Annotated in this window: 12 protein-coding genes; 9 read left to right on the top strand and 3 right to left on the bottom strand. The window is 64.0% G+C overall.

The annotated features are described in order from the left end of the window. The 9 genes from P4L93_11405 to P4L93_11365 form a co-directional block, all read left to right on the top strand. Window positions 1-705, top strand: a 705-nt coding sequence (locus tag P4L93_11405; GenBank protein MDR3687551.1) for an ABC transporter substrate-binding protein, incomplete at its 5' end; no start/stop codon positions are given. Window positions 706-811: 106 nt separating this feature from the next. Beyond that, window positions 812-1,684 (top strand): branched-chain amino acid ABC transporter permease, encoded by an 873-nt coding sequence (locus P4L93_11400; GenBank protein MDR3687550.1) that lies wholly within the window; start codon window positions 812-814, stop codon window positions 1,682-1,684. After that, a complete protein-coding gene (locus P4L93_11395) occupies window positions 1,684-2,661 on the top strand; it encodes a branched-chain amino acid ABC transporter permease (protein ID MDR3687549.1) in 978 nt (325 codons plus the stop codon). Before P4L93_11400 ends, P4L93_11395 begins: the two co-directional genes overlap by 1 nt. Further along, complete coding sequence (locus P4L93_11390) at window positions 2,658-3,428, top strand: ABC transporter ATP-binding protein (protein ID MDR3687548.1); 771 nt, start codon at window positions 2,658-2,660, stop codon at window positions 3,426-3,428. Before P4L93_11395 ends, P4L93_11390 begins: the two co-directional genes overlap by 4 nt. After that, a complete protein-coding gene (locus P4L93_11385; GenBank protein MDR3687547.1) occupies window positions 3,421-4,170 on the top strand; it encodes an ABC transporter ATP-binding protein in 750 nt (249 codons plus the stop codon). Before P4L93_11390 ends, P4L93_11385 begins: the two co-directional genes overlap by 8 nt. Next, window positions 4,167-5,468 (top strand): phenylacetate--CoA ligase, encoded by a 1,302-nt coding sequence (locus tag P4L93_11380; protein MDR3687546.1) that lies wholly within the window; start codon window positions 4,167-4,169, stop codon window positions 5,466-5,468. Before P4L93_11385 ends, P4L93_11380 begins: the two co-directional genes overlap by 4 nt. A gap of 41 nt (window positions 5,469-5,509) precedes the next feature. Continuing rightward, entirely contained in the window at window positions 5,510-6,052 is a 543-nt protein-coding gene (locus P4L93_11375) for a hypothetical protein (protein ID MDR3687545.1), read from the top strand. After that, a complete protein-coding gene (locus tag P4L93_11370; protein MDR3687544.1) occupies window positions 6,049-6,432 on the top strand; it encodes an SH3 domain-containing protein in 384 nt (127 codons plus the stop codon). The genes P4L93_11375 and P4L93_11370 overlap by 4 nt, the downstream gene beginning before the upstream one ends. A gap of 7 nt (window positions 6,433-6,439) precedes the next feature. Then, window positions 6,440-6,769: a hypothetical protein gene (locus P4L93_11365; protein ID MDR3687543.1), complete on the top strand. Its 330-nt coding sequence runs from the start codon at window positions 6,440-6,442 to the stop codon at window positions 6,767-6,769. Between the two features lie 193 nt (window positions 6,770-6,962). Here the strand turns inward: P4L93_11365 and P4L93_11360 are convergent, their stop codons facing one another. From P4L93_11360 to P4L93_11350, 3 genes are all read right to left on the bottom strand, one after another. Then, window positions 6,963-7,874 carry a polysaccharide deacetylase family protein gene (locus P4L93_11360; GenBank protein MDR3687542.1) on the bottom strand — a complete coding sequence of 304 codons (912 nt, stop codon included), beginning with the start codon at window positions 7,872-7,874 and terminating at the stop codon, window positions 6,963-6,965. A 279-nt stretch (window positions 7,875-8,153) separates the two neighbouring features. Then, window positions 8,154-9,500: a solute carrier family 23 protein gene (locus tag P4L93_11355; GenBank protein MDR3687541.1), complete on the bottom strand. Its 1,347-nt coding sequence runs from the start codon at window positions 9,498-9,500 to the stop codon at window positions 8,154-8,156. A gap of 67 nt (window positions 9,501-9,567) precedes the next feature. Beyond that, on the bottom strand, window positions 9,568-10,956 hold the full coding sequence (locus P4L93_11350; GenBank protein MDR3687540.1) for an NCS2 family permease: 1,389 nt from the start codon (window positions 10,954-10,956) through the stop codon (window positions 9,568-9,570). Window positions 10,957-11,009: the final 53 nt, after the last annotated feature.

The raw sequence follows: 11,009 nt of genomic DNA, 5'->3' as shown, positions 1-11,009 counted from the left end.
GCGCCGTTCGAGCTCGCCTACATGAAGAAGCAGGGCATCACCAAGATCGGCCTGCTTACGGACTCGGGTGGCTACGGCAAGGACGGCAAGGCCACGGTTGAGGCCAAGGCTCCCGACTTCGGGATCACCATCACCTCCGACCAGACGTTCAATGTCGGCGACACCGATATGACCGCCCAGCTGACCAATATCAAGAACTCCGGGGCACAGGCAGTCCTGATCTGGACCGCCGGCAAAGAGGCAACCACCATCGTCAAGAACGCCAAGGACCTCGGCCTGACGATTCCGATGTATGGCAGCCACGGCAACGCTCGCCTAGAGTTCGCTCAGGGCGTCGGTGCAGCCGGTGACGGCTTCCGTTTCGCCGCGGGGCACATCCTCCTTCCCGAGACGTATGGGACGGGGACCGAACAGTACAAGGTAGCCACTGACTTCATCACCAACTTCAAAGCCGCCACCGGCGCGACGCCTAGCACGTTCGCTGGTCACGCATACGACTCGCTGCACTTGATCGTGGACGCGGCCAAGAAGGTCGACGGCGAGATAACCGGCGCCAAACTGCGCGACCAGATCGAGAAGACCAGCGGATTCCCAGGAATCGGCGGTATCTTCACTTTCACGCCGACGGACCACAACGGTCTGACGGAGAAGGATCTGACGTTCTACGAGGTCAAGAACGGTGCGTTCGCGCTCGCGCCCCAGTAATCCGCTGTCGACGGAGGGCGGCCGCGGCGGCCGCCCTCCGTCGATGTCGCTTCAGAAGGGGACGCACATGAGCCTCAACCAGCGCGCCGATTCGGCCGTCTAGCATATGTCGGCGCTCCTCCAGTTCCTTATCGCCGGTCTGAAGAACGGCGCCATCTACGCACTCATCGCTCTCGGATTCACGATCGTGTTTGCCGCGACGGGGGCGATCAACTTCGCCCAAGGCGAGTTCTTCATGCTTGGCGGGATGCTCGGCTGGTGGTTCTTGCATCTCGGCCTGCCGCTTCCGCTGGCCGTCGTGGCGTCTGTTGCAACCACGGCCGGTATTGCGGCGCTTCTCGAGCTGCTGGCAGTGAGGCCGATCGGCGACGGAGACCCGCTGCGGATCATCATGGTCACGATCGGTGCCTCGGTCGTTCTTCGCCAGCTGGCGGAACACGTGTTCGGCCCCGACGAACTCTCGTTGCCGCCGTTCGCGGCGGGCGCTTCGATCAAAGTGGCAGGCGCCGCCATCGAGATCCAGACGCTGTGGATCTGGGGAATCACACTGGTCGCCGTCGTGGGCCTGGCGATTCTGTACCGCTACACATCGTTGGGGAAAGCGATGCGGGCAACAGCCATTCAGCGTGAAGCCGCGCAGCTTGTTGGAGTCGACACGCGGCGCATGGTGACGATTGCGTTTGCGTTGGCTGGGGCCTTGGGAGCGATCGCGGGGCTTGCCGTGGCGCCGCTCACCCAGACGGCGTTCGATGTAGGCACGGGCATCGGCGTCAAAGGCTTCTCGGCGGCGATTCTGGGCGGGCTGGGCAATCCGGTGGCCGCGGTTGGCGGCGGGCTGATCCTGGGCCTGCTGGAGAGCCTGACCGCCGGCTACATCAGCCCGCTGTACAAGGACGCGGTGGCCCTCGTCGTGCTGCTGGGCGTCCTGTTCGTGCGACCGCAGGGGCTCTTCGGCGGATCGCGCAAGGAGAAGGTGTGATGGGGCGCTGGCTTCGCATAGGCGTTCCGGTCGTGGCGGCCCTGGGCGTGGCGGCTGCGCCGCTGCTCATCACCGATACGTTCCTGCTCAAGGTGTTCACGTACGTGGGCATCAACGTGCTCGTCGTAGTGGGGCTCGCGTTGCTCTTCGGGTACGCGGGCCAGATATCGCTGGGTCACGCCGCGTTCCTAGGCCTTGGCGCGTACACGTGTGCGTTCATGACCGTGCAGCTGCACGCGCCATGGCTGCTGGCCTTCGCGTGTGCCGGCATCGTGGCAGCGCTCGGCGGGCTCTTACTCGCGCTGCCGAGCCTGAACCTGTCCGGCCACTACCTAGCCATGGCGACGCTCGCCTTTGGCGAGCTGGCTACTCTCGCGTTTCGCGAGGGTTCGGCCGTCACGGGCGGCGTCAACGGACTGACTGGCATTCCGTTTCCCAGCATCGGTCCCTTCGAGCTGCGCTCCGCAGCCGCGATCTACTGGCTCGTGTGGGGCGTGGCGGGCTTGGCCGTGCTGATTGCCGCCAACCTGACCGCGATGCGCCCGGGTCGTGCGATGCGGGCGCTGCACGGAAGCGAGCTGGGTGCTGCGGCCAGCGGCGTGGATGTCGTCGGCGTCAAGGTGCGCGTCTTTGTGCTGTCGGCAGCGATGGCGGGGCTGGCTGGTGCGCTGTACGCCTCGGCGGTGGGCTTCATCTCGCCGAGCCTCTACACCTTGCAGGCTTCGGTCGGTTTTCTTGCAATGGCGGTCGTGGGCGGGACCGGCTCGCTCGCCGGTCCGATTGTCGCTGCGGCGCTCCTCACACTCGTCGGCTACCTGGACGCCCTGATTCCCGGGCTGCCGCGAGCCACGAGCGAGCTGATTCAGACCTATGAGCCCGACATGTACGGACTTGCAATCATCCTGGTGGTGCTGTTCGCACCCGGTGGAATCGGCTCGATGTGGCGTCGCTGGCGTGGGGCAGGGGAGGCCCGATGAGCCTTTTGCAGGTCAGGGGGGTCACCAAGCGCTTCGGAGGCCTTACCGCCGTCGACGACGTGACATTCGACGTTCACGACGGCACGATCAAGGCGCTGATCGGCCCCAACGGTGCCGGCAAGTCGACCCTGTTCAATGCGCTGACGGGCTACGGACGGCCCGACGAAGGCTCGGTAGTGTTCGACGGCCGCGAGATCGTAGGCGACTCGCCGCGCTCTGTGGTTCGTCGAGGAATTGCGAGGACGTTCCAGAACACGCAGCTCTTCGACGCGATGAGTGCGATTGAGAACGTGATGGTCGGGGCGCAGGCACGCCAGTCGGTGGGTTTCCTCTCGGCGGCGTTGAGGCTGCCCAAGGCCTACGCCGACGAGCGCTCGGCGCGTGATGACGCCGGGCGGCTGCTGCGGCTGATCGGCGTCGAGGAGTGGGCCGGTTCTCCCGCGCTCGACCTGCCCGCAGGCATTCGGCGACTCGTCGAGATTGCGCGGGCGCTCGCCACTTCTCCGCGGCTGCTGCTGCTCGACGAGCCCGCTGCCGGCCTGAACGCCACTGAGACGGCCGAGCTCGTGCACACATTGCGGCGCGTGCGAGACGGCGGCGTCACAATCGTGGTGGTCGAGCACGACATGGGTCTGGTGATGGACGTCTCCGACGAGATCGTCGTGCTCGACCGCGGCGCCAAGATCGCCGAAGGCTCGCCGCTGCTCATTCAGAAGGACCCCGCAGTCATCTCGGCGTACCTGGGCGAGGAGGTCGTCGATGAGTGAGCCCCTGCTCAAGCTCGAAGGCGTCCACGCCGGTTATGGGCGGGTCGGGGTGCTACGGGGTGTGGACGTCGCGCTTGCTGCCGGAGAGGTCGTGGCCCTGCTGGGCGCAAACGGGGCCGGCAAGTCCACGCTGCTCAAGACCGCGGCTGGCCTCGTTACCCCCACGGCGGGCGTTGTCGCATTCGAGGGCATCGGTATCGGTTCACGCCGCCCCGAGTGGCGCGTGCGCAACGGCATCGCGCTTGTGCCCGAGGGCCGCCTGCTCTTCGGGTCCATGACCGTCGCCGAGAACCTCGAACTTGGCGCGTACTTGACACCGCGAGCCGGGCGGGGTGCGGCCATTGCCATCCGGCGCACCCGCGTTCTCGAGCTCTTTCCGGTGCTCGCCGACCGCGCCTCGCAGGCCGCCGAGACGCTGTCCGGGGGCGAGCAGCAGATGTTGGCGATTGGACGCGCCCTGATGAGCGGCCCGCGCGTACTGCTTCTCGACGAGCCATCACTAGGCCTGGCCCCGATGGTGATCGCGCAGATCTTCTCGGCGATCGACCTGCTGCGCGGCGACGGCGTTTCGGTGCTCCTCGCCGAGCAGGACGCGCGCCTGGCACTGAAGCACGCCGACCGCGGGTACGTGATGCGCACGGGCTCGGTCGCACTGTCCGGCACGTCGGCCGAGCTCCTCGCCGACGACTCAGTCCGCATGATCTACCTCGGTTCGATGAGCGAGGAAGGAACCGCACGATGATCTGGAATCCGGAATACGAATGCATGGACCGCGAAGAGCTTGCCGGGCTGCAGCTCCGTCGTCTGCAATCGACGGTGGCATGGGTCTACGAGCGCGTGCCGTTCTACCGCGAGCAGCTCGAGACGAGCGGCATCAAGCCGCGCGACATCAAGTCGCTTGAGGACATCCGTCTGCTCCCGTTCACTGGGAAGGACGCCCTGCGCGACACCTATCCGTTCGGGATGTTCGCCGTGCCGATGGAAGATGTCGTGCGTCTGCACTCGTCGTCCGGCACGACCGGCAAGCCAATCGTCGTGGGCTATACACGCGGAGACATCAACACGTGGACCGAGATGACCGCGCGGGTCGCGGCTTCGGCCGGAGTCCATCGGGGAGACCTCGTCGACATGTCCTTCCTCTACGGCATGTTCACAGGCGGATGGGGGATGCACTACGGCATCGAGCGAATCGGCGCGACCATCATTCCCGCAGGCAGCGGCAACACCGAGCGCCACATCATGATGATGCAGGACTTCGGCACGACGGTGCTTGTGTCCACTCCGTCCTACGCCCTCTACCTCGCCGAGGTGGGCGAGGGGATGGGTGTCGACTTCAAGAAACTGCCATTTCGCCTCGGGCTTTTCGGCGGCGAGCCATCCAGCGATGCTGCCAAACGCGAGATCGAGGCGCGTCTTGGCATCAAGGCCACCGACAACTATGGCCTGTCGGAGGTGATGGGGCCGGGGGTGAGCGGGGAGTGTGAGTGTGGCTGCGGCCTTCATATTGCCGAGGACCATCTGCTGTGGGAACTGGTCGACCCCGTGACCGGCGAGCCGGTGCTCGACGGGCAGCAGGGCGAGCTTGTCTTCACGACGCTTTCGAAGGAGGCGTTTCCGGTCCTGCGCTACCGCACACACGATTTGGCGACCGTCACCACGGAGCGCTGCGAGTGCGGCCGCACGCTGGCGCGCATGAGCCGCGTCAGAGCGCGGACCGACGACATGCTGATCATCCGCGGAGTGAACGTCTTCCCGAGCCAGATCGAAGACGTCATCTTCAAGATCGAAGGCGTGAGGCCTCACTACCTGATCGTCGTGGATCGAAAGCACGGCCTCGACGACCTCGAAGTGCGCCTCGAAATGGCCGAGGAGGTCTTTTCGGATATCATGGCGGACATGGTTGCGTTCCAGAAGGACGTTGCCGACCGTCTGCAGACCGTGCTCGGGCTCCGTGCGAAGATAACGCTTGTCGAGCCCGGTTCGATTGAACGTAGTTCGGGCAAAACGACACACGTGCTGGATCTCCGCGAGCGCCAGTAGCTCACACGAGGGCCCGAGCGCTCGATACGAGAGGGTTCGCAATGCCGCTTTGGGCTTGGATCGCGATAGCTGCTGGGGTAGTCGTGCTGTTGGCTGGTGCCACGATCGCCGGCATCCTCGCGTTTCGCGCCGCCGAGAGACGTTACCTGTTGCGGCTCATTCGCAGCCGAGAGGGTCTCGACTTCGTGCGCCAGGCTCTTGGAGACTCGCTCGGTAGGCTTGCCGAGGGCAGCGAGCGTGAGTTGCGCATCTTCGCCGACGACCCGGAGTCCAGCGAGCGCAGGGCGCTCCACGAGGTCGCGTCGCGAGCGCGCCTTCTTGCCGAAGAGTTGGATATCACCGCGCTGCCGGGTCGTCTGATTCCTGCAGCCGAGGCGCTTGCCGACGCGGCCTTCCTCATCAGCAGGGAAGCAGGTCGGGTGGGGGATGACCTGCGAGGTGAGGCAGCTCTCGATGCACTTGGCTGCATCGATCTTGACGCTGTGGAAACATACTACCGAGCTGCCATCTCGGCAGTTCAAAGTGTGTGTGAGGCTTGTGGCCTTGAGGATTCTGCAGTCTACGGTGGGGGGCTGTATCTGTGAGCGGACTGGGCAAGATAGTCAGGGCGTTGATTGGCATTGCGGTAATTGCCGTGTTGCTGGTCACGGTCAATGGCTGGTACGGGGAGTACAAGAACGCTTCGAGAGTCAAGAAGACCGCAAGCACCGAGGCCTCGGGCAGCGTCAACAGCACCCAGGTCGTCGCTGTGGTTGGAGGAAAGACCGTCGCCGTGCTTACTGACGGTGTCGTCTTGCACACGACGCCTGCCGCCAGCGCCGCCGCCGTACGCACTCTGAAGAAGGGCGAGCAGCTCATCCTGATGGGTACCACCGTGAGCGGTTGGCTCCAGCTGCGGGACTCGAAGGACGGCAAGATGGGCTACGTCGTGAACAACACCGCCAACGTCCAGGTGCAGAAGTAGGCGTGCGGTGATCAGGGTCATAGGAAACGCCGACGAGTTCTGGCGTCTGCGGCTGACGCGCCTAGACACCACCGAGAACTTCGACCTCGAGTGGCACGACGACATCCTGTACCGCCAGCCGTCACCGAACCCCGGCGACGAGGTCGAGCTGTGGCATGTCGAGGCCGTCCGGCTCGACGATCCGGATACCGTCGTGCGCATCGCGACGTGCGCGACGCAGTCCGAGGCGCGCGATCTGATCGAACGAATCAACGAGGATCTCGTCGACATGACCAAGTCAGAGTTCGAGCTCGCGTATGTCGACGGCGCCGAGTTGGGCGACACCGGCGTCGAGTAGGGCTTCTCTGGCGCCACACTGCGCTGTCTTCCACGCGAAAAGACCCATCCTTGCCAGGGTGTCGCGGCTCGAAATCGCTAAGTGACATAAGATGTATTATCACGCATATGGGCGCGAGGGAAAGAGGGCCTGAGCTGGCGGTCTGTCGGCGGCATGGTTGCTGCGCCACTCCTGTGTGGCGCGCATGGATGCGCTACTTCGCGGGCTTGGAGTCGGCGATCAGCTCCGAGATCGTCACGAACTGGAAGCCTTGTGCCTGCAGGTCCGGCACGATCTGCTTGAGCGCTTCGAACGACGGCTTCGAGCCCCAATGGCACAGAATCACGTCTCCCGGCTGCACGCCCCCGTTGCTTGTGACCACGTTGGCGTAGAGCTTCTTGGGCGTGGCGCCTCGGCCTGAGTCGCCGAACGTCCTATCCCACATGACGATTCGGTAGCCTAGAGCTGCCGCAGCTGCCTTCACTTTGGGGTTTGTGTCGCCGAATGGCGGCCTGAGATACGGCGCCTGGTTGCCAGTGACCGAGGATATGACCTGCTGAGTGCGGGATAGCTCGCTTTGAATCTGGCTGGCGGACATCCGGGTGAGGAACGGATGGGTCCACGAATGGTTGCCGATCTCGAAGCCGGCGTCGCGCATTAGTTTGAGGTCGGCCTTGTGAGATGCGGCCCACGAGCCGACCAGGAAGGTCGTGCAGCGAATGTCGTGCTGCTTGAGGAACGCGAGCATGTCTGGCTGGAAGTTGTAGCCGTCGTCCAGAGTGAGCGCGATGTACTTGTGATGAGGCTTGAGCTGGTTGACCGAAGGCTGGATCGCGACTGCGGGAGCACCGGGATACTGCTGCGCCGCCTTCGCCGTTGCGCTGTCGCTTGCCTTGGCCGCAGCAGCCGTCTCCGGAGACACCGCGGTAGACGCGGCATCGACGCTGGCGGCGGCTGAAGTCGCCGTGCTGCTGTTGGCAGCCTTATCAGAGGGTCGCGTCGTTCGAGCAGCGGTAGATGTCGAAGCACTACCGGACGTGGCAGCCACGGGCAACGGTTGCCGGGCTGCTGCTCCACCACGTCCAGTCAGCCACCAGGCAGCGCCTGCGAGGACGGCAACGACCACGACCGCAGCTATCCCTCCCGCGACGAGCGCGCCGCGACTGGACCGACGACGCTTCTGACGGCGGAGTTGCACTCTGGAGTCCTCGGGCATTCGTCTCCCATTTCGCGATGCGTGGGTGGAGTCCGGTCGGATGGCAGGCCTTACAGGTGCAACGCTTGTGCCACCCACCACCACGTTGCCGAGGCATAACCTTACCATTCGTATACGCCATCGAGGCGGCCCCGGACCGCGTTATCGCAGCCCGGGGCCGTCGGTGACACCGCTTCGGTGTGTGAGCAGCTAGTTCGAAGCCTCGGCTGCCTCAGCCTGGAGCTCCGCGTCGAAGCCTGGCGAGTCGACTGCCAGTCCTTCACTCTCCTGCGGGAGCACGGCGTTGAGGAAGATGCCGAGAATGGTGGCGAGCTCCATGCCGGGGATCGAGTAGTGACCCAGCGGAATCGTGAAGCCGCCGGTGTCCATTCCGATGCCGACCACGAGCACGACGCTGGCCAGAATCAGGTTGCGGCTGTGCCCGAAATCGATGCCACTCTTGACCAGCAGGCGCAGGCCGCTAGCGGCGATCAGGCCATAGAGAAGCAGCGAGATTCCGCCCATGACCGGGATCGGGATGGAGTGAATCGCTGCGTTCACCTTGGGGATGAATCCGCCGATGATGAACGCGAACGCGCCCGCATACCAAAACACCTGCGTCGCGTATACCTTTGTGACCGCCATGACGCCGATGTTCTCGGCGTATGTGGTCGACGGAGTGCCGCCTACGGCGCCAGACAAGATTGTTGCGAAACCGTCGCCCATGAGCGACTCGGGCAGCATCGGCGTGAAGTCCTTGCCGGTGATCTCGTTGATTACGAGCAGGTGCCCGATGTGCTCGACGATGACCACGATGGCGACCGGTGCGATGATAAGAATCGCGTTGAGGTCGAACGTCGGAAACGTCAGATGCGGCAGGCCGATCCAAGCGGCTGCCCCCACCGCACTGAAGTCCACCAAACCGAGCGGAATGGCGACGATGTAACCAACCACGATGCCCAGCAAGATTGGGATCGCCTTGGTGAAGCCCTTGAAGAAGCTAGAGAAGACGATTGCAGCGCCCAGGGTGATCGCCGCGACGAGCATCCCGATCAGGTTGACCGGCTTGGTCGGGTCGGCGAGCGGGTAAAGGCACATCTTCACCGCGGTAGACGAGAGGCCCAGACCGATAACGATGACGACCGAACCCACGAGTGCCGGCGGTAGGAGCTTGTTGATCCACCCGGTACCGAACGCCTTCACGAAGGCGGCCACGATCAGGTAGACGAAGCCCGCCGCGACCAGGCCACCCAGTGCCGCTGGGAGGTTCCCGTGACCTGCGGCGATAGCCGCCGCACCGCCGCCAACGGCAATGAGCGGCGTGATGAACGCGAAGCTGGAGCCGAGGTAGCTCGGAATCTTGTTGCGCGTGCAAATCAGATAGATGATCGTGCCAATACCCGAGGTCATCAGGCCTACGCCCACGTCAAGGCCGGTCAGGTACGGCACGAGCACCGTTGCACCGAACATGGCCATGAGGTGCTGGAGCGCAAGCGGGATCGCGCGACCTATAGGCAGAATCTCGTCAGTCTGGACGACGTCCTTCGCTGCTGCCACTAACACCCTCCTTCGTAAGTAGTCGGGCCGGCTCGGCGAGTTGGCCGAGCCGGCCGATGTTGTGTGTCTAGCCGCCGATCATCTTCTGGATGAGCGGCATGATGAACGTGACGATGAACAGCGCGCTGACGACCCACATCAGCCAGTGGATCTCCTTCGCCTTGCCATGGAACACCTTGATCAGGCAGTAGCAAATGAAGCCGAGCCCGATGCCGTAGCTGATGCTGTACGTCAGCGGGATACCGACGATCGTCAAGAACGCCGGGAACGCGTTCTCGAAGTCGGTCCACGGAATCTCGCGGACGGTCTCCATCATCAGGAAGCCAACGATGATGAGCGCGCCGGCGGTGATTGGCTGGGCGCCGCCGACCATCGCGATGATCGGCGAGAAGAACGCCGAGACCAGGAACAGGATGCCGACCACGATAGACGTCAGGCCGGTGCGTCCGCCTTCGGCCACGCCCGACGCGGATTCGATGTACGTGGTAATCGAGGATGCGCCGAAGAAGCCACCGACGGCCGCGGCGATCGAGTCGACGGTCAGGATGCTGCGAATGCCCGGCACGCTTCCGTCAGGCTGCACGAAGCCGGCCTGCTCGCCGATGGACAGGACGGTGCCCATCGTGTCGAAGAAGTCGGAGAGCATCGTCGCGAACACAAAGAGAAGCAACGTTGGCGCGAGCGCACCCGTGAAGATCTGCAGCACTGCGATGCCCTTCACGCCGGACGCCATAGTGACCGTCTGGAACGGCGCGCCAAACGTGCGAAAGTCGAGCGGAGCCACGATGCCTGTCGGGAGCTTCGTAACGCCTAGAAGCAGCGCAGCGACCGTAGCGACCAGGATTCCCCACAGGATGTCGCCCTTCACCTTCAACGCCATGAACGCCATGATTGCGATCAGGCCGATGAGCGTGACCCAGACGGCCGGCTTCGTGAAGTCGCCGAGCGAGACGAGAGTGTCTGGATTGGCGACGACAATCTTCCCGTCGACCAGGCCGATGAACGTGATGAACAGGCCGATACCGACGCCGATTGCCCGCTTCAGGTTCAGCGGAATCGCGTTCATGACCGCTTCCCGCAGCCCCGTGAGCACGATGAGGGTGATGATGACGCCCTCGACGAAGATAACCGACATGCCCACCTGCCACGGAACCTTCAGGCCGATGATGATGCTGAAGGCGACGACCGCGTTCAGCCCCATGCCCGAGGCAAGCGCAAACGGGCGGTTCGCGAAGAAGCCCATTGCGAGGCACATGATGGCCGCACCAAGCGTTGTTGCGGTCGCCAGCGCCGGAATCCAAGAGGCCTGAGCCGCAGGAGTGGTGCCAAACGCCGCCGAGAGCAGACCCGGGTTGACGAAGATGATGTAGGCCATCGTCATGAAGGTGACGACGCCGGCCAGGACTTCGGTCCTGAGGTTGGTTTCGCGCTCCTTGAACTTGAAAAAGGATTCCACAGACTTGCCCTTCCTCTGATTACGAGCAATGCAACGTTGTCGCGAGTCGACTC

Source organism: Coriobacteriia bacterium (genome assembly GCA_031292615.1).
In the GTDB taxonomy this organism is placed as follows: Bacteria; Actinomycetota; Coriobacteriia; order Anaerosomatales; family JAAXUF01; genus JARLGT01.
This window is presented reverse-complemented; position numbering and strand designations above follow the sequence as displayed.

What these genes read in the sequence shown, in the direction of transcription:
- P4L93_11385 (MDR3687547.1), top strand. Translation starts at nt 3,421, where the DNA reads ATGAGTGAGCCCCTGCTCAAGCTCGAAGGCGTCCACGCCGGTTATGGG.
- P4L93_11375 (MDR3687545.1), top strand. Translation starts at nt 5,510, where the DNA reads ATGCCGCTTTGGGCTTGGATCGCGATAGCTGCTGGGGTAGTCGTGCTG.
- P4L93_11380 (MDR3687546.1), top strand. Translation starts at nt 4,167, where the DNA reads ATGATCTGGAATCCGGAATACGAATGCATGGACCGCGAAGAGCTTGCC.
- P4L93_11400 (MDR3687550.1), top strand. Translation starts at nt 812, where the DNA reads ATGTCGGCGCTCCTCCAGTTCCTTATCGCCGGTCTGAAGAACGGCGCC.
- P4L93_11390 (MDR3687548.1), top strand. Translation starts at nt 2,658, where the DNA reads ATGAGCCTTTTGCAGGTCAGGGGGGTCACCAAGCGCTTCGGAGGCCTT.
- P4L93_11395 (MDR3687549.1), top strand. Translation starts at nt 1,684, where the DNA reads ATGGGGCGCTGGCTTCGCATAGGCGTTCCGGTCGTGGCGGCCCTGGGC.